This is a genomic window from Kocuria flava, assembly GCF_001482365.1.
Lineage (GTDB): Bacteria > Actinomycetota > Actinomycetes > Actinomycetales > Micrococcaceae > Kocuria > Kocuria flava.
In genome coordinates this window covers 195,273-218,943 of the sequence record NZ_CP013254.1, presented here as the reverse complement: position 1 = coordinate 218,943, position 23,671 = coordinate 195,273, and the positions used below count along the sequence as shown (strand labels likewise).

23 protein-coding genes are annotated in these 23,671 nt (G+C 71.5%); 17 read left to right on the top strand and 6 right to left on the bottom strand.

The features are described from left to right. Positions 1–7 precede the first annotated feature (7 nt). From AS188_RS00990 to AS188_RS00955, 8 genes are all read left to right on the top strand, one after another. Complete coding sequence (locus AS188_RS00990; protein ID WP_058857274.1) at positions 8–310, top strand: urease subunit gamma; 303 nt, start codon at positions 8–10, stop codon at positions 308–310. 28 nt (positions 311–338) lie between these two features. Continuing rightward, the gene (locus AS188_RS00985) at positions 339–695 is read left to right on the top strand and encodes an urease subunit beta (protein WP_058857273.1); all 357 of its coding nucleotides are present in this window, start codon (positions 339–341) and stop codon (positions 693–695) included. Beyond that, entirely contained in the window at positions 692–2,404 is a 1,713-nt protein-coding gene (gene ureC / locus AS188_RS00980) for an urease subunit alpha (protein ID WP_058857272.1), read from the top strand. The genes AS188_RS00985 and ureC overlap by 4 nt, the downstream gene beginning before the upstream one ends. Positions 2,405–2,446: 42 nt before the next feature. Continuing rightward, positions 2,447–2,935 carry an urease accessory protein UreE gene (locus AS188_RS00975; protein ID WP_058857271.1) on the top strand — a complete coding sequence of 163 codons (489 nt, stop codon included), beginning with the start codon at positions 2,447–2,449 and terminating at the stop codon, positions 2,933–2,935. Next, complete coding sequence (locus AS188_RS00970; protein WP_083529118.1) at positions 2,916–3,635, top strand: urease accessory protein UreF; 720 nt, start codon at positions 2,916–2,918, stop codon at positions 3,633–3,635. Before AS188_RS00975 ends, AS188_RS00970 begins: the two co-directional genes overlap by 20 nt. A 36-nt stretch (positions 3,636–3,671) precedes the next feature. Further along, entirely contained in the window at positions 3,672–4,328 is a 657-nt protein-coding gene (gene ureG / locus AS188_RS00965; RefSeq protein WP_058857269.1) for an urease accessory protein UreG, read from the top strand. Positions 4,329–4,420: 92 nt separating this feature from the next. Beyond that, on the top strand, positions 4,421–5,197 hold the full coding sequence (locus tag AS188_RS00960) for an urease accessory protein UreD (protein ID WP_204356410.1): 777 nt from the start codon (positions 4,421–4,423) through the stop codon (positions 5,195–5,197). Positions 5,198–5,497: 300 nt separating this feature from the next. Then, positions 5,498–6,835, top strand: a complete 1,338-nt coding sequence (locus tag AS188_RS00955; protein WP_236945002.1) for an ISL3 family transposase — start codon at positions 5,498–5,500, stop codon at positions 6,833–6,835. A 249-nt stretch (positions 6,836–7,084) separates the two neighbouring features. Here the strand turns inward: AS188_RS00955 and AS188_RS00950 are convergent, their stop codons facing one another. Further along, positions 7,085–8,080 carry a Gfo/Idh/MocA family protein gene (locus AS188_RS00950; RefSeq protein ID WP_058857267.1) on the bottom strand — a complete coding sequence of 332 codons (996 nt, stop codon included), beginning with the start codon at positions 8,078–8,080 and terminating at the stop codon, positions 7,085–7,087. An 8-nt stretch (positions 8,081–8,088) separates the two neighbouring features. Then, positions 8,089–8,973 (bottom strand): sugar phosphate isomerase/epimerase family protein, encoded by an 885-nt coding sequence (locus AS188_RS00945; protein WP_058857266.1) that lies wholly within the window; start codon positions 8,971–8,973, stop codon positions 8,089–8,091. A gap of 101 nt (positions 8,974–9,074) precedes the next feature. Here AS188_RS00945 and AS188_RS00940 point away from each other — a divergent pair, with 101 nt between their 5' ends. After that, a complete protein-coding gene (locus AS188_RS00940) occupies positions 9,075–9,959 on the top strand; it encodes a protein kinase family protein (protein ID WP_058857265.1) in 885 nt (294 codons plus the stop codon). A 99-nt stretch (positions 9,960–10,058) separates the two neighbouring features. On the opposite strand, the gene AS188_RS16295 is transcribed toward AS188_RS00940, so the two are convergent. The 3 genes from AS188_RS16295 to AS188_RS00925 form a co-directional block, all read right to left on the bottom strand. After that, the gene (locus AS188_RS16295; protein WP_083529116.1) at positions 10,059–10,535 is read right to left on the bottom strand and encodes an excalibur calcium-binding domain-containing protein; all 477 of its coding nucleotides are present in this window, start codon (positions 10,533–10,535) and stop codon (positions 10,059–10,061) included. A gap of 284 nt (positions 10,536–10,819) precedes the next feature. Continuing rightward, positions 10,820–11,167, bottom strand: a complete 348-nt coding sequence (locus AS188_RS00930) for a YdeI/OmpD-associated family protein (RefSeq protein WP_083529115.1) — start codon at positions 11,165–11,167, stop codon at positions 10,820–10,822. A gap of 144 nt (positions 11,168–11,311) precedes the next feature. Then, positions 11,312–11,950 (bottom strand): iron transporter, encoded by a 639-nt coding sequence (locus tag AS188_RS00925; RefSeq protein ID WP_058857264.1) that lies wholly within the window; start codon positions 11,948–11,950, stop codon positions 11,312–11,314. Positions 11,951–12,448: 498 nt separating this feature from the next. On the opposite strand from AS188_RS00925, the gene AS188_RS00920 reads away from it, so the two are divergent. The 6 genes from AS188_RS00920 (at position 12,449) to AS188_RS00895 (ending at position 19,273) form a co-directional block, all read left to right on the top strand. Continuing rightward, complete coding sequence (locus tag AS188_RS00920; protein WP_058857263.1) at positions 12,449–14,029, top strand: fumarylacetoacetate hydrolase family protein; 1,581 nt, start codon at positions 12,449–12,451, stop codon at positions 14,027–14,029. Continuing rightward, positions 14,029–14,739, top strand: a complete 711-nt coding sequence (locus AS188_RS00915; RefSeq protein ID WP_058857262.1) for a GntR family transcriptional regulator — start codon at positions 14,029–14,031, stop codon at positions 14,737–14,739. The genes AS188_RS00920 and AS188_RS00915 overlap by 1 nt, the downstream gene beginning before the upstream one ends. A gap of 62 nt (positions 14,740–14,801) precedes the next feature. After that, positions 14,802–16,355 carry a 5-carboxymethyl-2-hydroxymuconate semialdehyde dehydrogenase gene (gene hpaE / locus AS188_RS00910; protein ID WP_058857261.1) on the top strand — a complete coding sequence of 518 codons (1,554 nt, stop codon included), beginning with the start codon at positions 14,802–14,804 and terminating at the stop codon, positions 16,353–16,355. Positions 16,356–16,404: 49 nt separating this feature from the next. Then, positions 16,405–17,571 (top strand): 3,4-dihydroxyphenylacetate 2,3-dioxygenase, encoded by a 1,167-nt coding sequence (hpaD, locus tag AS188_RS00905; protein WP_058857260.1) that lies wholly within the window; start codon positions 16,405–16,407, stop codon positions 17,569–17,571. A gap of 98 nt (positions 17,572–17,669) precedes the next feature. Continuing rightward, positions 17,670–18,455 (top strand): 2-keto-4-pentenoate hydratase, encoded by a 786-nt coding sequence (locus AS188_RS00900; RefSeq protein ID WP_058857259.1) that lies wholly within the window; start codon positions 17,670–17,672, stop codon positions 18,453–18,455. After that, complete coding sequence (locus tag AS188_RS00895; RefSeq protein WP_058857258.1) at positions 18,440–19,273, top strand: HpcH/HpaI aldolase family protein; 834 nt, start codon at positions 18,440–18,442, stop codon at positions 19,271–19,273. Before AS188_RS00900 ends, AS188_RS00895 begins: the two co-directional genes overlap by 16 nt. On the opposite strand, the gene AS188_RS00890 is transcribed toward AS188_RS00895, so the two are convergent. After that, positions 19,267–20,067: an IclR family transcriptional regulator gene (locus AS188_RS00890; RefSeq protein WP_058857257.1), complete on the bottom strand. Its 801-nt coding sequence runs from the start codon at positions 20,065–20,067 to the stop codon at positions 19,267–19,269. The genes AS188_RS00895 and AS188_RS00890 overlap by 7 nt on opposite strands. Before the next feature lie 206 nt (positions 20,068–20,273). Here AS188_RS00890 and AS188_RS00885 point away from each other — a divergent pair, with 206 nt between their 5' ends. Both AS188_RS00885 and AS188_RS00880 read left to right on the top strand, forming a co-directional pair. Continuing rightward, a complete protein-coding gene (locus AS188_RS00885) occupies positions 20,274–22,169 on the top strand; it encodes an FAD-dependent monooxygenase (RefSeq protein ID WP_058857256.1) in 1,896 nt (631 codons plus the stop codon). 35 nt (positions 22,170–22,204) lie between these two features. After that, positions 22,205–23,623, top strand: a complete 1,419-nt coding sequence (locus AS188_RS00880; RefSeq protein ID WP_058857255.1) for an MFS transporter — start codon at positions 22,205–22,207, stop codon at positions 23,621–23,623. Positions 23,624–23,671 lie beyond the last annotated feature (48 nt).

The window sequence follows — 23,671 nt, the reverse complement described above, 5'->3', positions numbered from 1 at the left end:
GACAACCGTGCACCTGACACCCCGTGAGCAGGAGAAGCTGTTGATCGTCGTCGCCGGGGACCTGGCTCGCCGCCGCCGGGAGCGGGGGCTGAAGCTCAACCACCCGGAGGCCGTTGCCCTGATCACCGCGGAGCTGCTCGAAGGCGCCCGGGACGGCCGAACCGTGGCCGAGCTCATGTCGTGGGGTTCCACTTTGCTGTCCCGTGAAGACGTCATGGAGGGGGTGCCCGAGATGGTTCACTCCGTTCAGATCGAGGCAACCTTCCCGGACGGCACCAAGCTCGTCACCGTGCATGACCCCATCCGCTGACCCAACCGCGTCGAGACGAGGAGCTGCTGTGATCCCTGGAGAGTACGTCCTTGGACCTGATCCGGTGGTGATCAACGCGGGCCGGCCCACCGTGCAGGTCGACGTGGTCAACCGCGGCGACCGCCCTGTGCAGGTGGGCTCTCACTTCCACTTCGCCGAGGTCAACCCGCAGCTGGAGTTCGACCGGGACACCGCCCATGGTTTCCGCCTCGACATCCCGGCGGGCACTGCGGTGCGGTTCGAGCCCGGCGACCGCAAGCGGGTGCGCCTCGTGGGCCTGGCCGGGCGCCGCGAGGTGCACGGCCTGGCGAACCGGGTGAACGGTCCCCTGGACCCGCCCGCTGGGGCATCCACCGCCCCGGCGCCCGAAGGGGAGCAGGCATGAGCCACGAGATGTCCCGCGCCCAGTACACGAGCCTCTACGGGCCTACCACCGGAGACCTGGTGCGTCTGGCTGACACCGAGTTGTTCCTCGAGGTGGAGCGCGACCTCACGGTCCCCGGAGACGAGGCGGTCTTCGGCGGCGGCAAGGTGATCCGGGACGGCATGGGCCACAACGGCCGGCTCACCCGGGACGACGGCGTGGTGGACACCGTGATCACCAACGCCGTGGTCCTGGACGCCTCAGGGATCTACAAGGCGGATGTGGGCCTGCGGGACGGGCACATCAGCGCGATCGGCAAAGCCGGCAACCCGGACATCATGGACGGCGTCGACATCCTGATCGGGGCCTCCACCGAGGTGATCGCCGGCGAGGGGCGTATCCTCACCGCAGGCGGCGTCGACTCCCACATCCACTTCATCGGCGCCGACCAGATCGGCACCGCCCTGTCCTCGGGGATCACCACGATGTTCGGCGGTGGCACGGGCCCGGCCGAGGGCTCCAACGCCACCACGATCACTCCCGGAGCGTGGCACCTGGATCGGATGTTCCGGGCACTCGACGATTACCCCATGAACTTCGGCCTGCTCGGCAAGGGCCACGCCTCCGCCCGCGAACCGCTGGCGGAGCAGATCCGAGCTGGGGCCGCAGGCCTGAAGATCCACGAGGACTGGGGTGCCACGACCTCGGCGATTGACACCGCGCTGTCCGTCGCCGACGAGTTCGACGTGCAGGTGGCCATTCACACCGACACCCTCAACGAGTGCGGGTTCCTCGAGGACACGATGGCCGCCATCGCGGGCCGGGTGATCCACACGTTCCACACCGAGGGCGCCGGAGGCGGCCACGCCCCGGACATCATCCGCATCGCTTCCCTCTCCCACGTCCTGCCCTCCTCCACGAACCCCACGCTGCCCTACACGCGCAACACGGCCGAGGAGCACCTGGACATGCTCATGGTTTGCCACCACCTCAACCCGGACATCCCCGAGGACGTGGCCTTCGCCGACTCCCGGATCCGGCCTGAGACGATCGCCGCCGAGGACGTCCTGCACGATCTCGGTGTCTTCTCCATGACGTCCTCGGACTCCCAGGCGATGGGCCGCGTGGGCGAGGTGGTGCTGCGCACCTGGCAGCTGGCCGACCAGATGAAGCGGCGTACCGGCCCTCTGCCGGAGGAGACGGGCCGCGGGGACAACGCCCGGTTGAGGCGCTACGTGGCCAAGTACACGATCAACCCCGCGATCGCCCACGGGATCGCCGACGTCGTGGGCTCGGTCGAGACCGGCAAGTTCGCCGATCTCGTGCTGTGGGACCCAGTGTTCTTCGGGGTGAAGCCGCACGCGGTACTCAAGGGCGGGCAGATCGTGCACTCCCTGATGGGCGACCCCAACGCCTCGATCCCCACCCCCCAGCCCCAGCTGATGCGCGACGCCTTCGGGGCCAAGGGCACCGCCCCGCACGCGAACTCCATCACCTTCATGTCCGGTGCCGCCGTCGAGGCTGGCGTCGGTGAGCGGCTGGGGCTGCGCAAGCGTGTCCTGCCGGTGGGTGGGATCCGCGGGCTGTCCAAGAAGGACATGCGGCACAACCACGCGACGCCGGTGATCGAGGTGGACCCGCAGACCTACGAGGTTCGGGTGGACGGGGTCCTCGCCACCTGCGAGCCCGCCGAGGAGCTGGCCATGGCCCAGCGCTACTTCCTGTTCTGATCCTGTCCCGACCCCTGAGAACACTTCGAAAGGAATCGCCCCGTGATCGTCGACACCGTGATCGGCAACCTGGCCGAGCTGACCGAGCAGGAGCGCTCCGGTCTGCACCTGGAGCGGATCGCCCTGTCCGGGACCGCGTTGCGCAAGCGCGTCCAACGGGTCGTGACCGACCACGGCACCGAGGTGGGGATCCGTCTCGCGCAGCGGCAGGAGCTCAGGGACGGGGACATCTTGCACCGGGAGGGCGCCAACGCCGTGGTGATCTCCTCCCTGCCCACCGACGTCCTGGTTGTCGCCCCGGCCACGATCGAGCAGATGGGTTTCGTGGCGCACTCCCTGGGCAACCGGCACCTGCCCGCCCAGTTCCTGGGTCCCGAAACCGAGATCCCGGAGCTGCCGGAACACGATGGTCTTCTGCTGGTCCAGTACGACCACACGGCCGAAGCCTTCCTGGAGAGGGCCGGAGTCCGCTACGCGCGCGTCGAACGGCAGATGGAGGCCCCGTTCCGCCATGCAGAGCACACCCACTGAGCGCATCTCGGGCAGCACCGCGGGAACCGCCGGGATGCTCGCCGTCCTGCAACTGTGCGACTCCGCGCTGCCCACAGGCATGTTCGCCCATTCCCTGGGCCTCGAGACCTACATCGACGAGGGCACGGTCCACGACGAACCGAGTTTCCTGGCCTGGATACGCCACTGCCTGCACCACCAAGTGGTGCCCGCTGAGGGCTGGGCCGTCCGAGCGGTCGCCACGGCGCCCGACGACGAGGCCGTGTGGCGCGCCGACGACCTGCTGGCCGCCCAGGCCCTGCCCGTCCAGGTGCGCGACGCCGCGGCTGCGATGGGACAGCGGATGACCGAGATCGGGGCGGAGAACTTTCCCTCCCCGCGGCTGCTGAGCTACGCGAACCGGCTGCGGGCGGGAACGAGCCGGGGCAACCCGGCCGTGGCTTTCGCCCTCGTGGGCACCGAGCTGGGCGTGGCCTGGGAGCAGCTGGCCGGTGCATACCTGTTCTCGACCGTGACCTCCCTGACCCAGAACGCCGTGCGAGGCATCCCCATCGGCCAGAACGCGGGCCAGCGTGTCCTGCGTGCCCTGCACGACGACGTCGCCCGCGGCGTCGAGCGGATCGGGTGCATGTCCGACGACGAGTTCGGGGCGACCAGCCCCGGCCTGGAGATCGCTCAGATGCGTCACGCCTGGCAGCGGGCCCGCATGTTCATGTCCTGACCCACCCGACCGACAACACCGACCCAGGAGCTCTCCATGACCACAGTCCCCACCATCACCTCCTCCACACCGACCGGCCGCGGACCGGTGCGTATCGGGGTGGGCGGGCCCGTGGGCGCCGGCAAGACCCAGCTCGTGGAGCGGGTCACCCGGGCGCTGATCGACGAGGTCTCGATGGCCGCGATCACCAACGACATCTACACGATCGAGGACGCCAAGATCCTCGCCCGCAACGGCGTGCTGCCCCTGGACCGGATCGTGGGCATCGAGACCGGCGGCTGCCCGCACACCGCGATCCGTGAAGACACCTCCATGAACGAGGCCGCGATCGAGCAGCTGTGCCGGGAGCACCCGGACCTGCAGATCGTGTTCGTCGAGTCCGGCGGGGACAACCTCTCCGCCACGTTCAGCCCCGAGCTGGTCGACTTCTCGATCTACATCATCGACGTGGCCCAGGGCGAAAAGATTCCCCGGAAGGCCGGGCAGGGCATGATCAAATCCGACCTGTTCGTGATCAACAAAACCGACCTCGCCCCGCACGTCGGCGCTGACCTCGACGTCATGGCCGCGGACTCCGCGGTGTTCCGCAAGGACCGGCCGTTCTGCTTCACGAACCTGCGCACAGACGAGGGCCTCGATCGGATTCTCGAGTGGATCCGCCACGACGTCCTGATGCTGGACATGGCCCAGTGACCGTCACCGCGGCCGGTGGGTCAGCCGCGCCACCAACCGCGGCCCCGACCGGCCGGCTCGAGCTGATCCTCGCACCTCGCGGAGAGCGGACCGTGGCCGTCCACCAGTTCCACACCGGTGCCCTGCGCGTGCTGCGCCCGCACCACCTGGACGGGTCAGGACAGCCGTGCTTCGTCGTCGTCAATCCCGGCGGAGGCTACCTCGGCGGGGACCACTACGAGCTGGACGTCGCGGTGGAGGCCGCCGGCACCGCCCTGGTCACCACCCAGTCCGCGACCAAGGTCTACCGCACCCCGGTCGCCCCGGCCCGGCAGGACGTGCGGTTCACGCTCGGCCCGGACGCGGTACTCGAGTACCTGCCGGACCAGCTCATCGCCTACGCGAACGCCGACTACGTTCAGCACACCATGGTCAAGATGGATCCCACGGCCTGCTTCATGGCGGGCGAGGTGGTCACCCCCGGCTGGGCACCCGACGGGACTTCTTTCCGGTACCGCAGCGTCGTACTGCGCACCGAAGTCGTGATGGGCGGGCACACGGTGGTTCTCGACAACCTCCGTTTGCGCCCAGGAGAAGACGCCGTGGCCGAGCTCGGCTTCCTGGAAGGCCATAGCCATCTCGGCTCCCTGCTGGTCGTGGACCCTCGCGCGGATCGGGGGCTCATCGAACGGGTTCACACTCGGCTCACCACGGCCGAGAGCCGGATGCCGGGACTGCGCTGCGGCGTCTCACCGTTACCCGTGCCAGGCCTCATCGTACGAGCCCTCGGTCCTGGTTCGGACGAGCTGACCGAGCTGCTCCACGACATCTCCGCGCTCCTGCGGTCGGAGTGGACGGGACAGCCGCGGGTAGACCTGCGCAAGTACTGATCGAATTCTGTCTAAACCCGCGAAGGACAAAAGTGGGGCCCAAGAATTCAGCCGTTTATACATATTGCTGCAGCGGTAGATTGCGACTGGCCTGTTTCCGCTTTCCCGGACAGGTCGTGTTCCCTTTCCTGCTCCGGGAAATGTCGACCGGAGGTTTCACGGCCCTTCGGATTTGAGCGGGGTGAGGGGGCTGGGCTCGTCACCGTGAGCAGGGCTCTCGGCGTGTCGGGAACCGGGTAGGCGTCAGGGCTTCCTTGGATGGGAAGCGACCAAGCAAACCCGTCCGAAGAAAGCCCCGACATGCCTGAGAGTACCGACCCTGACCTTGCCGTGTCTGCTTGCACCGAGCGGTGGTGCGTCCGCGCGGACGCGATGCTGGGCGTGGACGGCATCCACGTCGAGTCCGTCGTGAGGACCGAGGACGGGCTGCTGCTGGGCGTGGCCACCGCCCCGGGCCCGACCGGATGCCCGCAGTGTGGGGTCGTAGCCGCTTCCAAGGGTCGCCGGTCGGTCCTCGTCCACGATCTGCCCTGCTTCGGGGCGCCGGTGCGTCTGCTCTGGCGCAAGCGGATCTACCGGTGCCCGGAGGACGCCTGCGAGGTGATGACGTTCAGCGAGGTCCACGAGCTGGCCTCCCCGCGGGCGAAACTGACTCGCCGGGCCATCACCTGGGCCGTGGCGCAGCTGCGTTCCCACGACATCGCCGTCTCGGCCCTGGCCGAGATGCTTGGGGTGGACTGGCACACCCTGTGGGACGCCGCCAAGCCGCTGATCGAGGAAGCCCTCGAGCGGCCCGATCGGCTGGCAGGGGTGGACGCACTGGGGGTTGATGAGCACGTCTGGTCCCATGTGGGTCCACCCGGGACCGGGCTCATCACCGGGATCGTGGACCACTCCCGCGACGAGAACGGCCGCCCCAGAGCGCGACTGCTCGACCTGGTGAAGGGCCGCACCGGAACCGTCTACGCCGACTGGCTCACCACCCAGGGCCTGGGGTTCACGAGCGGGATTCGCACGGCCACACTGGACCCGTTCCACGGCTACGCCAACGCGATCCGCGACGAGTTGCCGGAGGCGATCACGGTGCTCGACGCGTTCCATGTGGTCAAGCTCGGCGGGCAGGTCGTCGATGAGGTGCGTCGCCGCGTGCAGCAGGACACCCTGGGCCACCGCGGCAGGGCAGGGGACCCGCTCTACGGCATCCGGCGCACCCTGCAGATCGGCGCCGAGCATCTCACGCCCAAGCAGATCACCCGTCTGAACGCGAAGCTGGTGGCCGGGGACCCGCACCACGAGGTCACTGTGGCCTGGCACTGCTATCAGAAGCTCCGAGCCGTCTACCATGCTCGCCCCGAGCAAGGGCGCCGGCTCGTGGCCGAGGTCCTCGCCTCGTTCCCGTCCTGCCCGATCCCGGAAATCGCCCGGCTCGGAAGAACGCTACGGCGGTGGAGGGCGGCGATTCTGGCCTATTTCGACACCGCCGGAGCCTCGAACGGGCCCGTCGAAGCCGTGAACGGGGTGATCGAGACGATGCGACGGGTCGCCCGAGGGTTCCGGAACTTCGACAACTATCGGCTACGAGCACTGCTCGCCGCCGGTGGCCACCGGCCCTGGCGAAACAGCGCCGCCCCCGCTTAAATCCGAAGGACCGGTTTCACCATGTCGTCGTTGCGGACCGCGCTCCTTGGGCTCTGAGGCTGCTGTGGTCTTGGACGGGCCGACCGGTTGCTGATTCGGCCATGGACAGTGATCACATAAGTGAATCAATCTCCTGTGCTTTACATATGGCCGGATATGGGCGGATCGCGCCGCGTGAGGGCGTTTTTCGGGTGCTGACTCGTGCTGTCCACCGGTAGCGCAGAGTGCCAGCGCGCTTCTTGCTGTCGCTCAGTAGGTGATCGTCTGTGGCTGTCCGGTGCGCAGTGAGAGGGTGGCGGCCTCGGCGATGGCCTGGGCGCGCAGTCCGTCGCGCAGGGTGACGGGTGGGGGCGTGTTCTCCTCGAGGGCTGTCACGAACGCCGCCAGTGCGGCGGCGTAGGTGGGCTGGACCCGCTCGAACCACCCGGGGTGCAGGCCCTCGCTCGTGGCGGTGGGGCCGGCGAAGCGGGTGAGGTTGCCGGCGCGCATGCGGCCGGATTCGGCCATGCCGGCCGATCCGAGCACTTCGAGGCGTTCGTCGTAGCCGTAGCCGGTGTGGCGCACGCTGTCGATCTGCACCAGGGCCCCGCCGGGCAGGCGCAGGGTCGCGATAGAGGTGTCGACGTCGCCGATGTCGGCGACTTGGGGATCGGACAGTGCTGAGCCCATCACGTGCACTTCGACCGGGTCGGCGCCGGTGAGCCAGCGGGCGAGGTCGAAGAAGTGCACGGTCTGATCGCGCATCTGCCCACCCGAGACCTTCAGGTACTCGATCGGCGGCAGCGACGGGCCGCGGGAGGTGAGCTGGACGAGCGCGATCTCCCCGAGCTCCCCGGAGTCGACCACGCGCTTGAGGGAGGCGTGGTCGCGGTCGAAGCGCCGGTTGAAGTCCACCATCGCGGGAATGCCGGCGGCCTCGACATGGGCGACGACGTCTTTGGCGTGGGCGAGGTCGAGGTCGATCGGCTTCTCGACGAGGGCGGCGATCCCGGCGTCGGCGGCGCGGCGGAGGTGCGCGGCGTGGGTGTCGGTCGAGGACGCGATGAACACGGCGTCCACCTGAGCAGGATCGAAGGCCTCCTCCAGGGAGCGGGCGGGGCGGGCGCCGTGGGCCGCGGAGACATGTGCTGCCCGGGCGGGGTCGAGATCGTAGACGCAGCGGAGATCCACTCCGGGGTGGGCTGCGAGACTCTGGGCGTGGACGGAGCCGATGAATCCGGCGCCGATCAGAGCGAAGCGCTGCATGGGTTTCCTCACGAGGTCATGATGTCGAGCAGGTTGCGCATGGTGGTGGCGACCTTGAGGAAGTCGTGCTCGTTGGCCTTGTCGCTGAACATCTCCGAGACCCACCACCCCTCGTAGCCGGTGGACTTGATCGCGTCGATCCACTCCTGCAGCGGGATCGCCCCGCCGCCGATGACGACGTTGCGGTGCACGCTCTGGTCCGGCACGTCGTGCTCACGGTCGAGGTCGAGCCCGTCGGAGATGTGCGCGGCCTTGATGAGCTCCTTCGGGGTGGCGGCGACCTCCTCGAGGGTGTCGCCGGTGGTCCAGTAGTGCCAGGTGTCCAGGGCGATGCCGACGTTCTCGCGCCCGGCGCGCTCGATGATCTGAAGCGAGTGGCGGTGCCGGTTGAGGTTCGACCAGGCCAGCGGCTCCAGGTAGAGCTCCAGGCCGTGGCCGGCCGCGATGTCGGCGGCCTCCCGGACGTTGGCCGCGGCCGCGTCCAGCGCCTCGTCCTCGCTCAGCCCCAGTGTCCCGCGGTAGCGGGGGTCCTCGGGGCCGAGCTTCCCGGCCTTGAAGTCCTTCGCCACGTTCCAGTCCACGGGCCCGGTGCACAGCTGCAGGATCGGCGCGCCCAGCACCTCGGCGACACCCGCCATCCGCGACACCTCGGCGAGGAAGCCGGCGCGGGCCTGACCCTGGCGCTCGAGGTCGAGCACCGCGCCGAGCCCGGTGACCTGAAGACCCTCCAGGTGCGGCAGCAGCGACTCGGGGGAGTAGCCGGCGTCGAGGTAGCGGTAGAGCTTCGGGCTCTGCAGCTCGATCCCGCCGTAGCCCGCGGCCTTGGCCACGGCGATGTCGTTGACGACGTTGCCGTGGAACGTCGTCGTGACGTTCATCGACAGCTGGGGCATGGCACGGCTCCTTCAGCTCGTTCACTTTGTCTTGACAATAAGTGTAAGTCGTTGTTGCGTGATCGGCGACACACCGGAGGGGTCGGGCGTACGCTGACGGCGTGGACGACCCGGGCCTCGTGGCCCTGCCCGTGGGATTCGAACGGTTCCACCGGCAGGACTTCGTCAACTACCAGCTCAACCGCGCCCGTGCCCTGGGCTCCGCCGACCGCCCGGAACTGGCCGCGGCGGCGGCGCGCCTGCGATCGACGGCGGACGGCGCCCCGGTGTTCGCGGCCCTGTCCCGTCGGGCCGCGGCCGAGGGGCGGCTCCGGGAAGCGGCCGGCTGTGCGCGGCTCGCAGAGTTCTTCACCCCGCCGAGTTCGGCGCTGAAGGCGGAGCGCTACCGCCGGTACCGTGAGCTGTTCGATGCGGCGGTCCCCGGTCTGGCCCGCCACGAGGTGCCCTATGCCGGCGCGGCGCTGCCGGCCTACACGCTGCCGGCGTCGGGGCCGCGAGCCGGTGCGACCGTGCTGGTGCACGGGGGGGTTCGACTCGGTGATCGAGGAGTTCCTCCCGATCTGCCGGCGGATCGCCGCCGCCGGTCCTTCATGCGCGTCAGCGTGCGCACCCGCGCCCGTCTCTCGCCGACCCTGCGCGCGGTGGTCGAGCAGGTCCTGTACATGCTCGACAGCTCCGACCCGGCCGACGTCCCGGACTGGTTCCTGGGCATGAACGCCCGGCACCTGGGCAGCGGGCGGGTGCGCCACGACGTGCTGCTGCTGTGCGGGGAGCACGACGCCTTCCAGCCCCCGGTGCTCACGCGCGCCCAGGCCCGGGCGTTCACGGGCGCCCGCAGCGTCACGACGCGGATGTTCACCCGCCCCGAGCAGGCCGACCAGCACTGCCAGATGGCCAACCTCGAGCTCGCCTGCCAGGTGCTCACCGCCTGGTTGCGCAGCACCGGAGCGGAGGGTCCCGCGCCGCAGCCCGAGCCGCACCCCTAGCACCTCGTCCCAGCGCCGGGGCCTGCCGTGCGCTGCCGACGACGGCTGCGCACGGCCCCGGCTCCTCCTGCCGGAGGCGCCGGGGCCGTCGGCGGAGGACTAGGCCGACCGGGCGCGCCGGCGCAGCAGGAGCCCGCCCCCGGCCGCGGCCAGGACCAGGCCGCCGGCCACCGCGGTGGCCGCGGTGCCGTCCGCGGGCGGGGCGGCGACGCCGGAGTCGACGTTCATCCCGGCGTTCGTCCCGCCCCCGGTCGACTGATCCACGCCGGTGCCCCCGGGTCCGGAGATGATCCCGGTGTGCGGGGGCAGCTGCGCGACCTGCTCGTCCGTGGCCACGATCTGCGCCACCTTCGCGGCGTCGTAGGCGTGGATCGGGCTCTCGCAGCCGATGCCGTCGGAGTCGCTGTCCAGGGCGGGGGCGTAGGCAGGGCTGTCGGCGGGGATGTTGTGGATGCCGGCGGCTGCGGCGGCGTCACAGTCGGGGAACGGCAGCACCGCGGCGGTGGCCGGGGTGAGGCTCAGGGCCGAGAACCCGACGGCGGTGATCAGTGCGGCGCCTGCTGCGCTTCGTCTCATGGTCGTGCTCGCTCTCTGTGGGGGGTGCTTGCCTTTGCAACGTATCCGTGGGGCGTGCACGGAACCACCGGAAGTCCTGCAGAAGACGGCACGGACGAGGCGCTGTTGACTTCGCCTCCGGACAGGCTGCCGACCCGGGGCGCGGCCCGGCGCGGACGGGCCCGCCCGTCGTCCGGGGCACCGGGGACCGCCACCTGGGCCCGCGACTCGTTGCGGGGCGCGGCGTCTGCCCGCGTTCTCGGCGCGTCACCCCGGAGAGGGGGCGTCTTCCGGGGCGACCCGCCTCACCTGCCGGTGCGCTCGCGGTGCGCGCACCCCGGCCAGCAGCAGGGCCGGCGCATGCCCTCCGCGAGCTCCTCCCCGGTCCGGCGGATGCGGCGCTGCCGGGTCGCCTGCTGCTTGGCGTCGTCGACCCAGCAGATGAACTCGTTGCGGGCCAGGGGCGTGATGTCCCGCCAGGCGGAGAGCACCGCGGCGTCGGCGGTCAGCGCCTCGCGCAGGTCCGCCGGCAGCGCGTGGACGACCCCGCCGGGCACGTCCTGGTCGTGCCCCGTGGGGCGTTCGCCGGACGGGTCCGGGCGGGCAGGGACCGTGCCCGCCGCACCGGCCCCGTGGTCCTCCGTCGTCGTCATGGGATCTCCGCCCTTCTCGTCGTGTGCCCGGATCCGGCCTCGTCCCGGCATCGTGCCCCGCGGGGGCGCGGCGGGCAAGGTCGGGGCGGCAGCAGGCCGGTGGGCGGCGGCACCCGAGCCGGAGCGTGTCCGGGGAGCGGCGGCTCAGGGGGCGGCCGGTTCCAGGCGGACGTCCTCGAAGGTCACGGTCGCCGGCTCCAGCAGGGTCAGCTCCTCGACGCTCTCCCCGTGCCGCGGCGAGCTCGGCGGCTGCAGGGTGGCGCGCAGGGTGTAGTCGCCGGCCTCGGGAACGCTGAAGTTGTTGGCGTAGTGGAAGAACTCGGCGTGGAAGAACATCAGCTCCTTCGCGTCCACGACCTCGCCGTTCTCGTCGAGGACCTCCAGCCGGACCGGGACGTCGGGCACGATCCGGCCGGTGGCCGCGTCGATCGGGATGATCTCCAGGTGGTGGGTCTCGCCCTCGGCCGGTGCGCGCCGGGTCGGCTCGCCCCCGGTGGTCTCGAACCAGGCCTCGGCCGGTTCCACGATGTAGGCGACCTCCCAGTCCCCGGAGCTCGTGCGGCCGCCCTCGGCGGCGACCTCCTCGTCCAGGACGGCGTACTGGGCGGCCACGCCCTGGGGCACCTCCCCGGCCGGGGCGGTGCCCTCGGCGGCGGGGGTCGTGGTCGTGGGGGCGGCGGTCGTGGTCCCGGGCGCGGGCGCCTGGGCCTCCTCGGCGCCGCAGCCGGCCAGGAGCAGGGCGGCGAGCGCGGCGGTGACGGCGAGAGGTCGGTGCTGGGGCATGGTTCTCGGTTCCTCCGGGAGCAGGGCGGCCGGGCGGGGTGTGCCGGCACGGGGTGGGCGGGTGGTTCCGGGGCGGGCGCTCACGGGCCCGGGGCGTCCCCACGGATGCCCGGGCCGGTCGTCGCTCTCGGCCGCCGCCGGACGGCGCCCGGGAGGACCGGGTGGCGAGAGCCGGTTCCCCCGGGCGCCGGCCGGCGGCGACGGAGCCCGCCGGTGACCGGGGGGCGGGCCACCGGCGGAGCAGGGCACTTCCGGTAAGGGTCGCCTCACCCGAGTGCGCTGCGGCTCACAGTAGCAGGGGATCCGGAATTAGCGAACACTTTGCTGCGGTAATCGGCAGGAGTGGGCCCACGGTGCGGGCATCCGAGGGCGTCAGAAAACTCCCGCAGAGGGGTGGTCGGGATGCTTCGTATCAGATACGATCTTGAGCAACGAGATCCCGGACACACCGCCGGACGCGGTGACCCGGGGACCTGACGACCACGAAGGCAGGACGGCATGGCAGAGACGACACCGGATTCCGCCGGGACCACCGGGCCCGTTGACTTCACCGACAGGGCGCACCGCCCCGGGAAGGTCATCGCCCTGCACCTGAACTACCCCTCCCGCATCGCCCAGCGGGGCCGCTCCCCGAAGTTCCCCGGCTACTTCCTCAAGGCAGGGACCTCGATCGCCCGGACCGGCGACACGATCGAGCGCCCGGCCGGCACCGAGCTGCTGGCCTACGAGGGGGAGATCGCCCTGGTCATCGGGCAGACGTGCCGCCGCGTGCGCCCGGAGGACGGCTGGTCCAAGGTCTCCGGCGTGACCGCCGCCAACGACTGGGGCCTCTACGACCTGCGGCACGCGGACAAGGGCTCCAACGTCAAGAACAAGTCCGGGGACGGCTACACGCCCCTGGGCCCGGAGGTCATCGCGGCCGACCGGGTCGACCCCGCCGGGCTGCGCGTGCGCACCTGGGTCAACGGCGAGCTCGTCCAGGAGGACACCACCGAGGACCTCGTCTTCCCGTTCGGCCGGCTGGTCGCCGACCTCTCCCAGCTGATGACGCTGGAGGAGGGCGACGTCATCCTGACCGGCACGCCGGCCGGGTCCTCCGTGGCCCGGCCCGGCGACGTCGTCGAGGTGGAGGTGGACGCGCCCGGGGCGCCCGGGGCGCCCTCCAGCGGCCGCCTGGTCACCCGCGTGGTGGCGGGGGAGCACGCCATGGCCCCGTACGGGGCGCAGCCTCAGGTCGACGACACCCAGCGGGAGGAGGCGTGGGGCTCCCGCGAGGCCGCCGGCCTGCCGCCGGTCCAGGAGGCCGGGGGCGGCGCGGAGGAGAGCGACCACTACGTGCCCGCCACCCCGCGCCCGGACCGCACCCTGCTCACCGACGAGCTGCGGGCCAAGATCGACGCGACGGCGGTGGCCACCATCACCGCGCAGCTGCGGAAGAAGGGCATCGACAACGCCACGATCGACGGTGTGCGCCCCACCCACCCCGGCCGGCGCATCCTCGGCTACGCCAAGACCCTGCGCTACGTGCCCAATCGCGAGGACCTCTTCACGGCCCACGGCGGCGGGTTCAACGCGCAGAAGCGCGCCATGGACTCGGTGCAGCCCGACGACGTGGTGGTCATGGAGGCCCGCGGTGAGAGGGGCACCGGCACGCTCGGCGACGTCCTGGCCCTGCGCGCCCGGGTGCGCGGCGCCGCCGCCGTGATCACCGACGGCGGGGTCCGCGACTCCGCCGCCGTCGCCGAGGTCGGCATCCAGGTCTACTCCAACGGCGCGCACCCGGCCGTGCTGGGCCGCCGCCACGTGCCCTGGGAGGTGGGCGGCACCATCGCCTGCGGCGGCACCACGGTGCAGCCGGGCGACATCGTCATCGGCGACGACGACGGCGTCGTCGTCGTGCCGCCGTCGCTGCTCGAGGAGGTCGTCGAGGCCGCCCACGAGCAGGAGCAGCAGGACGCCTGGGTGTACGACCGCGTGGCCGAGGGCCACCCGGTGGACGGGCTGTTCCCGCCCAACGCCGAGTGGAAGCAGAAGTACGAGCAGTACCGGGCGTCCCGGCAGCGGGCGGAGCGGCCCTGATGACCGCCGTCCCGCACGCCGGCCCCGCCCCGGGGGAGCGGGGCGCCCCCGCGGCGCCGTCCAAGGCGGACACGGCCTACCGGTCCATCCTGGAGGGCGTGCAGCAGGGCCGCTTCGCCCCGGGCAGCCGCCTCGTGCTGGCCCAGCTGGCCGCCGAGCTGGGCATGTCCGTGGTGCCCGTGCGCGAGGCGGTCCGGCGGCTGCAGCAGGACGGACTGGTCGCCTACGAGCGCAACGTGGGCGCCACCGTGGTGGGCATCGACCCGGTGGAGTACCGCTACACCATGGAGACGCTGGCGCTGGTGGAGGGCTTCTCCACCGCCCAGTGCGCCCCGCTGGTCACGGACGAGGAGCTGCAGCGCGCCCGGGAGATTAACCGGCGGATGCGCCGGGCGCTCGAGGACTTCGACCCGGTGGAGTTCACCGAGCTCAACAAGCAGTTCCACTCCACGCTCTACGAGCACCACCAGAACGCGCACATCCTGGACCTGGTGCACCGGGGCTGGAACCGCCTGGCCGCCCTGCGCTCCTCCACCTTCGCCTACGTCCCCGGACGGGCGCAGGCCTCGGTGGAGGAGCACGACCGGCTGCTGGACCTCATCGCCGAGAAGGCGCCCTTCGAGGTCGTCGAGGCCGCCGCCCGCCAGCACCGGATGAACACCCTCGACGCCTACCTCGCCGCGCTGCCCGCCGGCACCGGGACGGGCTGAGCCCTCCCGGGCCCGCCCGGCCACACCCGAACCCGACGACGTTCCCTCCGGAAGGACTTCCTGTGAACACCCAGAACACCGCGACCGACGCCCGCACCTGGGCCCCGGCCGACCTGCCCGAGAAGATCCAGCACTACATCGACGGCGAGCACGTCGACTCGATCGACGGCGACACCTTCGAGGTGCTGGACCCGGTGACCAACGAGGCCTACATCACCGCCGCCTCGGGCAAGGTCGCCGACGTCGACGCCGCCGTCGCCGCCGCCAAGGACGCCTTCGAGAACGGTCCCTGGCCGGGCATGCTCCCGCGGGAGCGCTCCCGCGTGCTGCACCGGATCGCCGACATCGTCGAGACCCGCGGCCAGGCCCTGGCCGAGATGGAGTGCTACGACACCGGCCTGCCGATCAAGCAGGCCCTCGGGCAGGCCCGCCGCGCCGCGGAGAACTTCCGCTTCTTCGCGGACCTGATCGTCGCCCAGCACGACGACGCCTTCAAGGTCCCCGGCCGGCAGGTCAACTACGTCAACCGCAAGCCGATCGGCGTCGCCGGGCTGATCACCCCGTGGAACACCCCGTTCATGCTCGAGTCCTGGAAGCTGGGCCCGGCCCTGGCCACCGGCAACACCGTGGTCCTCAAGCCGGCCGAGTTCACCCCGCTCTCCGCCTCCCTGTGGCCGGGCATCTTCGAGGAGGCCGGCCTGCCGAAGGGCGTGTTCAACATCGTCCACGGCTTCGGCGAGGAGGGCTACGCCGGCGACTCGCTGGTCAAGCACCCGGACGTGCCGCTGATCTCCTTCACCGGCGAGTCCCGCACCGGCCAGATCATCTTCGGCAACGCCGCCCCGCACCTCAAGGGGCTGTCCATGGAGCTGGGCGGGAAGTCCCCGGCCGTCGTCTTCGCGGACGCCGACCTGGACGCCGCCATCGACGCGACGATCTTCGGCGTCTTCTCCCTCAACGGCGAGCGCTGCACCGCCGGCTCGCGCATCCTCGTCCAGCGCGGGGTCTACGACGAGTTCGTGGAGCGCTACTCCGCCCAGGCCCAGCGCGTGCGGGTCGGCCTGCCGCACGACGAGAGCACCGAGGTCGGCGCCCTCGTGCACCCGGAGCACTTCGAGAAGGTCATGTCCTACGTGGAGATCGGCAAGGGCGAGGCCCGCCTGACCGCCGGCGGCGGGCGCCCCGAGGAGTTCCCGGAGGGCAACTTCATCCGCCCGACCGTCTTCGCCGACGTGGCCCCGGACGCCCGGATCTTCCAGGAGGAGATCTTCGGCCCGGTCGTGGCCATCACCCCGTTCGACACGGACGAGGAGGCGCTGGCGCTGGCCAACAACACCAAGTACGGACTGGCCGCCTACATCTGGACCAACGACCTCAAGCGGGCCCACAACTTCGCCCAGAACGTCGAGGCCGGCATGGTCTGGCTGAACTCCAACAACGTCCGCGACCTGCGCACCCCGTTCGGCGGCGTCAAGGCCTCGGGCCTGGGCCACGAGGGCGGCTACCGCTCGATCGACTTCTACACCGACCAGCAGGCCGTGCACATCAACCTGGGCGAGGTCCACAACCCGGTCTTCGGCCGCCAGGAGCAGGCCGCCGAGAAGCTGCAGGCCTGAGCCTCCGCGCCCGGACGACACCCACCCCTCACCGCCGAAGGACAGCACCATGACCCACCTCGACGACCGGACGATGACGTCCTCGGGCTTCTACGTCTCGCAGGAGGCCCCCATCGCCGCCGACAACCCCGTCCCGACCCCCTCCGCCCCGGCCCCCGACATCCTGCGCTGCGCCTACATGGAGCTCGTGGTCACCGACCTGCAGCGCTCGCGCGACTTCTACGTGGACGTGCTCGGGCTGACCGTGACCGAGGAGGACGGGGACACTGTCTACCTGCGCTCGCTGGAGGAGTTCATCCACCACAACCTGGTGCTGCGCCAGGGCCCGGTGGCCGCCGTCGCCGCCTTCTCCTACCGCGTCCGCACCCCGGAGGACCTGGAGAAGGCCGTGGCCTTCTACGAGGAGCTGGGCTGCCGCGTGGAGCGCCGCCCGGAGGGCTTCACCAAGGGCATCGGCGACTCCGTGCGGGTCGAGGACCCCCTGGGCTTCCCCTACGAGTTCTTCCACGAGGTCGAGCACGTCGAGCGCCTGGCCTGGCGCTACGACCTGTACACCCCCGGCTCCCTGGTCCGCCTGGACCACTTCAACCAGGTCACCCCGGACGTGCCGCGGGCCACCAAGTTCATGCAGGACCTGGGCTTCCGGGTCACGGAGGACATCCAGGACGACAACGGCACCGTGTACGCGGCCTGGATGCGCCGCAAGCCCACCGTGCACGACACCGCCATGACCGGCGGCGACGGCCCGCGCATGCACCACGTGGCCTTCGCGACCCACGAGAAGCACAACATCCTGGCGATCTGCGACAAGCTCGGCGCGCTGCGCATGTCCGACATGATCGAGCGCGGCCCCGGCCGCCACGGCGTCTCCAACGCCTTCTACCTCTACCTCCGGGACCCGGACGGGCACCGCGTGGAGATCTACACGCAGGACTACTACACGGGCGACCCCGACAACCCGGTCGTCACCTGGGACGTGCACGACAACCAGCGCCGCGACTGGTGGGGCAACCCGGTCGTGCCGTCCTGGTACACCGAGGCCTCCCTGGTGCTGGACCTGGACGGCAACCCGAAGGAGGTCGTGGCCCGCACCGACGACTCCGAGATGGAGGTCACCATCGGCGCCGACGGGTTCTCCTACACCCGCGCCGGCGACGAGTCCGGCAGCTACAAGGGCGAGGCCGCCAAGGGCTTCAAGATCGGCAACCAGCTCTGAGCTCCCCGGGGCGACGGCGGCCGGCCGGCTCCCGCACGGAGCCGGCCGGCCGCCGTCGCCCCGGGCAGGGCACCCGCACCGCACAGACAGGAGAGCACATGCTGGACCACGACACGCACGTGGCGATCGCCGACGAGCTGCACCGGGCCGGGCTGGACCGCACCCCCGTGCCGCTGCTGACCCAGCGCCACCCGCAGATGGAGATCGAGGACTCCTACGCGGTGCAGCGGATCTGGGCGCAGCGCCAGGAGGAGGCCGGCCGGCGCAAGGCCGGCCACAAGATCGGCCTGACCTCCAAGGCCATGCAGGACGCCACCGGCATCGACGAGCCCGACTACGGGGTGATCTTCGACGACCAGGTGGTCGAGTCCGGCCACGTCTACGAGTGGGCGCGGTACACCCACCCGCGCATCGAGATGGAGCTGGCCTTCGTGCTCAAGGAGGACCTGGCCGGCCCCGGGGTGAACCTCTTCGACGTGCTGCGCGCCACCGAGTACGTGGTCCCGGCCCTGGAGGTGCTCGACTCCCGCATCGAGATGCAGGGCCGGACCATCGTCGACACCATCTCGGACAACGCCGCCCTCGGCTCCATGGTCATCGGCGGCCGCCCGGTCGCCCCCGACGCCGTGGACCTGCGCTGGGTCGCCGGGGCGCTCTCGCGCAACGAGGAGATCGTCGAGACCGGGGTCGCCTGCGGCGTGCTGAACCACCCGGCCAACGGGGTGCACTGGCTGGCCAACCGGATCGCCGGGCACGGCGACCGCCTGGAGGCCGGGGAGATCGTCCTCGCCGGCTCCTTCACCCGGCCCATGTGGGTCCACGCCGGGGACACCGTCCACGCCGACTACGGGAAGCTGGGGACCGTCACGTGCCGATTCGTCTAGAGCTCCCGCCGAGCCTCAAGGACCTGTTCACCGAGACCGCCCGCGCCGAGCGCGGCGGACGCGCGGCGGCCGGGATGTTCGTCTGCTCGGGGGACCCCACCGTGACCGAGATCTGCGCCTCGGCCGGGCTGGACTACCTGCTGATCGACGCCGAGCACGCGCCGCTGGGCCTGGAGACGGTCCAGGCGCAGCTGCGGGCCGCGGCCGGCCACGGCGCCGTCCCGGTGGTCCGGCTCCCCGGCCTGGACGAGGTCCTGGTCAAGCAGTACCTCGACCTCGGCGCCCAGTCCCTCGTGGTGCCCATGGTCAACAGCGCGGCCGACGCCGAGGCCGCCGTGCGCGCCGTGCACTACCCGCCGCGCGGGGTGCGCGGGGTGGGCTCGGCGCTCGCCCGCTCGGCCCGGTGGAACCGGGTCCCCGACTACCTCGAGCGCGCCGCCGACCTGCTCACCCTCGTGGTGCAGGTCGAGAGCGCGGCCGCGGTCGCGGCGGCCGCGCGGATCGCCGCGGTGGACGGGGTGGACGGCGTCTTCGTCGGGCCCTCGGACCTCGCGGCCTCCATGGGCCTGCTCGGCCGGCAGACCCACCCCGACGTGGTGGCCGCCGTCAAGGACGTCATCGCCGCCGTGCGGCGGACCGGGAAGTTCGTGGGGGTCAACGCCTTCGTGCCCGACCAGGCCCAGGACTACCTCGACGCCGGCGCCGACTTCGTCAACGTGGGCGCCGACGTCGCCCTGCTGGCCCGCGGGACCGAGGCGCTCGCCGACGCCTGGTGCGCCCCGGCGGAGCCGGGCGCCGCCCCGCGCGGGTCCTACTGATCCGGCGGGCCCGGTCGCCGCCCCAGGCGGGCGGCGACCAGGCCCGCGCTGTGCGCCAGGCGCCGCCCCAGCGCCTCGACGTCGAGGCTGCGCGTGGCGTAGACGACGGCCAGCGCCGCCGGCAGGTGGCCGGGCACGCGCAGGGGGACGGCCACGGCCGAGACGCCGTCCAGCACCTCGTTGCTGCTGACGGCGAAGCCGCGCTCCCGGGTCTGCTCCACCTCCGCGCGGGGGCGCACGCCCCCGGTCAGCTCGGCGAGCTCCTCCGGGTCCATGCCGGCCTGCACCGCGAGCCCGGGGGCGCCGCGGTCCAGCGGGTGGCGCGTGCCCGGGCGCTGGGTGACGGCCTGGCCGCGGGAGGGCTCCACCGTGACCAGCGTGATGCACTCCTCCTGGCCCCAGACCGCCACGAAGGCGCTCATACCCAGCTCGTTGGCCAGGGTGGTCAGCTCCGGCAGGGCCGCCGACTGCAGGTCCTGCTGCACCCCCCGCGCGAGCACCGCCAGCCCGGGGGCGCCGATCAGCCGGCCGGTGGAGTCCCGGGTCAGGAGGCCGTGGCTCTCCAGGGTGCGCAGGATCCGGTAGGCGATCGAGCGGTGGACGCCGAGCCGGCCGGCCACGTCGGCGATCGTGGGCGGCTCCTCCGCCGAGACCACCAGCTCGAGCATGCGCAGCCCCCGGGAGAGGGTCTGCGAGGGCGGCGCGGGGGAGCGGTCCTGCGCCCTCCCGGACGGCGGGGCGGCCGGCGTGCTGTTCGCCGGCGCCCGGACGGGCGGCTCTGCCGGAGCGGTCATCGTGGCCTCTTTCCGTGGGCGGTCCGGTGCTGTCCCCGTGGCCGGGTCGGCGGGTGGCCGTGCGGCACCGTGAGCGGCGTCGCAGGGTCTTGTGAGGGCGGTCACCCACCGTATATGATCCCGACCAAGAGTTCGATAAAAGAACGACGTGTTCGAGTATAGAACATTTGGCTCGTTTCTTCCGCACCGTCGCCCCAGGAGGCCCCATGCTGTTCCACCACCACGGCTACGTGTCCACGGACCCCCGGGTCCAGCCCGCCGCGGGGGTCGGCATCGACCGGTCCCCCGAGCTGCCGGAGGTCATGGACGTGCTCGTGGTCGGCTCCGGCCCCGCCGGCATGACCGCCACCGCCCAGCTGGCCGCCTTCCCCGCCGTCATGACGTGCCTGATCGACCGCCGCCCGCACCGCCTCGAGATCGGCCAGGCCGACGGCATCCAGGCGCGCAGCGTCGAGACCTTCCAGGCGTTCGGCTTCGCCGAGGAGATCACCGCCGAGGCCTACGACCTCACCGAGATGAACTTCTGGAAGCCGGACCCGCAGAACCCCGACCACATCGTGCGCACCGCCCGCACCGTCGACGACCCGGCCGGCGTCAGCGAGTTCCCGCACCTGATCGTGAACCAGGCGCGCGTGCTGGACTACTTCGCCCGCTACGCGAGGAACGCCCCGTCCCGGACCGAGCCGTACTGGGGCTGGGAGTTCGTCGAGCTCGAGGTCGGCGAGGGGGAGCACCCCGTGACCGTGACCCTCAGGCGCACCGGGGAGAGCCCCGAGTCCGGGACGAACCCCGGTGAGGAGCGCGTGGTGCGCGCCAAGTACGTGCTGGGCGCCGACGGCGCCCGCTCCGGGGTCCGCCGGGACATCGGCGCCCAGCACGTCGGCGCCGTGTCCTACCACGCCTGGGGCGTGATGGACGTGCTGGCCGAGACCGACTTCCCGGACATCCGCACCAAGTGCGCCATCCAGTCCCGGCACGGCTCGATCCTGCTCATCCCGCGCGAGGGCGGCTTCCTGTTCCGCATGTACGTGGACCTCGGCGAGGTGGGCCCGGACGACGCCCGCGCCGTCCGGAAGACCCCGCTGGAGGAGATCGTGCGCCAGGCCAACGCGATCGTTACGCCCTACAGCGTCGACGTGAAGGACGTGGCCTGGTGGAGCGTCTACGAGGTCGGCCACCGGGTGACCGACCGCTTCGACGACGTCCCCGTCGAGGAGGCCGGACAGCGCGACCCGCGCGTGTTCATCGCCGGCGACGCCTGCCACACCCACTCCGCCAAGGCGGGCCAGGGCATGAACGTCTCCATCCAGGACGCCTTCAACCTCGGCTGGAAGCTCGGCCAGGTGCTCAGCGGGATCGCCCCGGCGAAGCTGCTGGCCACCTACACGGCCGAGCGCCAGCAGATCGCCCAGGACCTCATCGACTTCGACCGCGAGTGGTCCTCCATGATGGCGGCCAAGCCGGAGGAGCTCGAGAGCGCGACCGCGCTGGAGGACTTCTACGTGAAGACCGCCGAGTTCCCGGCCGGCTTCATGACCGAGTACCCGGTGAGCCTGCTCCGGGGCGAGGCCGTGCACCAGGACCTCGCCGCCGGCTTCCCCCTCGGCAAGCGCTTCAAGGCCCACCCGGTCAAGCGCGTGTGCGACACCAACCCCAAGCACCTGGGCCACCAGCACACCGCCGACGGCCGCTGGCGGGTCTACGCCTTCGCCGACGCCGCCGCGTCCTCCGCGCCGGACTCGGCGCTGCGGGCGTGGGCCGAGTGGATGGACTCGCCCGAGTCCCCGGTGCACCGGTTCACCCCTGAGGGCAAGGACCTCGACGCCCTGTTCGACGTCCACGTCGTCTACCAGCAGCCGCACGAGGAGGTCGAGCTGATGCGGACGCCGTCGATCTTCCGCCCGAAGGTCGGCCCGTTCCAGCTCTCGAACCTCAACAAGGTGTGGGCCGTGGACCCGGCCGACGACATCTTCGAGGCCCGCGGCCTGAGCCGCGACGGCGTCGTGGTGCTCGTGCGGCCCGACCAGTACGTGGCCCACGTGCTGCCCCTGGGCGCGACCGCCGAGCTCGCCCAGTTCCTGGAGCGGATCTACACCGCCTGATCCCGCCCCCGCTCCCCGGCAGCAACGACCCAGAGGTGACCGTGACCGCAACCCGACACTCCGACCGGGCCAACCAGCGCCGGGTGGCCGCCGCCACCCTCGTCGGCACCACCGTCGAGTGGTACGACTTCTTCATCTACGCCACCATGGCCGGCCTGGTGTTCTCCCGGCTGTTCTTCGAGCCCGCCGGGGAGTCCATCGGCCTGCTGCTGGCCTTCGCCTCGGTCGGGATCTCCTTCCTGTTCCGCCCGCTGGGGGCCTTCCTCGCGGGGCACTACGGCGACAAGGTGGGCCGGCGGGCCATCCTGGTGGTCACCCTCGTCCTGATGGGCGGGGCCACCACCCTGATCGGCCTGCTGCCCACCTACGCGTCCGCCGGCGTGATCGCCCCGGTGCTGCTGATCCTCCTGCGCATCCTGCAGGGCGTCTCCGCCGGCGGCGAGTGGGGCGGGGCGGCCCTGATGGCCGTGGAGCACGCGCCGGCCGGGCGCCGCGGACTGGCCGGGTCCATGCCCCAGCTGGGCGTGCCCCTGGGCCTGCTGCTGGCCACCGCCGTCACCGCCCTGATGACCGGGGTGGTCTCCCCCGGGGAGCAGTTCCTCGAGTGGGGCTGGCGGGTCCCGTTCATCGCCTCGATCGTCCTCATCGCCGTCGGCTGCTTCGTGCGCATCGCCGTGGACGAGTCCCCCGTCTTCCAGGAGATCGCCGAGAAGAAGGAGCAGGCGAGCGTCCCGATCGTGGAGCTGTTCCGCAACTACTGGCACCTCGTGGTCATCGCGGCCCTGATCTTCGTGGGCAACAACGCCGTGGGCTACATGTCCACCGGCGGCTTCATCCCCGCCTACGCCACGTCGGACGCCGTCGGGCTCTCCCGGACCGACGTGCTGGTGGCCATGACGTTCGCCGCCACCGTGTGGCTGTTCGCCACGCTGGGGGCCGGGATCCTCTCCGACCGCATCGGGCGCAGGCTCACCTACCAGATCGGCTACGTCTGGCTGATCCTCACCGTCTGGCCGCTGTTCCTGCTCATCGACTCGGGCTCCCTCGCCAACCTCTATCTCGGGCTGGGCCTGATCTGCATCGGCACGGGCCTGACCTACGGCCCGCAGGCGTCCCTGTACTCGGAGCTGTTCCCGGCGTCCATCCGGTTCTCCGGGGTGTCGATCTCCTATGCGATCGGGGCGATCCTCGGCGGCGCCTTCGCGCCGATGATCGCCCAGGCGCTGCTCGACGCCACCGGCGGCACGCCCGCCATCGCCGTGTACCTGATCGGGATGTGCGCGGTGGCCCTGGTCGCGGTCAGTCTGACCCGCAACCGCTCCGGGATCGACCTGTCCATCAGCAACCAGGCCGAGCAGGAGGTCGGGAGCACGGTCTTCGACAAGCGCCCCGTGCCGGCCCCGTCCCGCACGCCGGACGGCGCCGTGGGACCGGAGGTCCCCACCCCGCGGTGAGCCGTGCCATCCTGGCCTCCTGGCCCGGCCGGCCCGGCGCCGGGGGAG

What these genes read in the sequence shown, in the direction of transcription:
- AS188_RS00885 (WP_058857256.1), top strand. Translation starts at nt 20,274, where the DNA reads ATGCTGTTCCACCACCACGGCTACGTGTCCACGGACCCCCGGGTCCAG.
- AS188_RS00930 (WP_083529115.1), bottom strand. Translation starts at nt 11,167, where the DNA reads ATGACGACGACGGAGGACCACGGGGCCGGTGCGGCGGGCACGGTCCCT.
- hpaD (WP_058857260.1), top strand. Translation starts at nt 16,405, where the DNA reads ATGACCCACCTCGACGACCGGACGATGACGTCCTCGGGCTTCTACGTC.
- AS188_RS00915 (WP_058857262.1), top strand. Translation starts at nt 14,029, where the DNA reads ATGACCGCCGTCCCGCACGCCGGCCCCGCCCCGGGGGAGCGGGGCGCC.
- AS188_RS00925 (WP_058857264.1), bottom strand. Translation starts at nt 11,950, where the DNA reads ATGCCCCAGCACCGACCTCTCGCCGTCACCGCCGCGCTCGCCGCCCTG.
- AS188_RS00900 (WP_058857259.1), top strand. Translation starts at nt 17,670, where the DNA reads ATGCTGGACCACGACACGCACGTGGCGATCGCCGACGAGCTGCACCGG.
- AS188_RS00920 (WP_058857263.1), top strand. Translation starts at nt 12,449, where the DNA reads ATGGCAGAGACGACACCGGATTCCGCCGGGACCACCGGGCCCGTTGAC.
- AS188_RS00945 (WP_058857266.1), bottom strand. Translation starts at nt 8,973, where the DNA reads ATGCCCCAGCTGTCGATGAACGTCACGACGACGTTCCACGGCAACGTC.
- AS188_RS00970 (WP_083529118.1), top strand. Translation starts at nt 2,916, where the DNA reads ATGCAGAGCACACCCACTGAGCGCATCTCGGGCAGCACCGCGGGAACC.
- AS188_RS16295 (WP_083529116.1), bottom strand. Translation starts at nt 10,535, where the DNA reads ATGAGACGAAGCGCAGCAGGCGCCGCACTGATCACCGCCGTCGGGTTC.
- AS188_RS00955 (WP_236945002.1), top strand. Translation starts at nt 5,498, where the DNA reads ATGCCTGAGAGTACCGACCCTGACCTTGCCGTGTCTGCTTGCACCGAG.
- ureG (WP_058857269.1), top strand. Translation starts at nt 3,672, where the DNA reads ATGACCACAGTCCCCACCATCACCTCCTCCACACCGACCGGCCGCGGA.
- ureC (WP_058857272.1), top strand. Translation starts at nt 692, where the DNA reads ATGAGCCACGAGATGTCCCGCGCCCAGTACACGAGCCTCTACGGGCCT.
- AS188_RS00890 (WP_058857257.1), bottom strand. Translation starts at nt 20,067, where the DNA reads ATGACCGCTCCGGCAGAGCCGCCCGTCCGGGCGCCGGCGAACAGCACG.
- AS188_RS00950 (WP_058857267.1), bottom strand. Translation starts at nt 8,080, where the DNA reads ATGCAGCGCTTCGCTCTGATCGGCGCCGGATTCATCGGCTCCGTCCAC.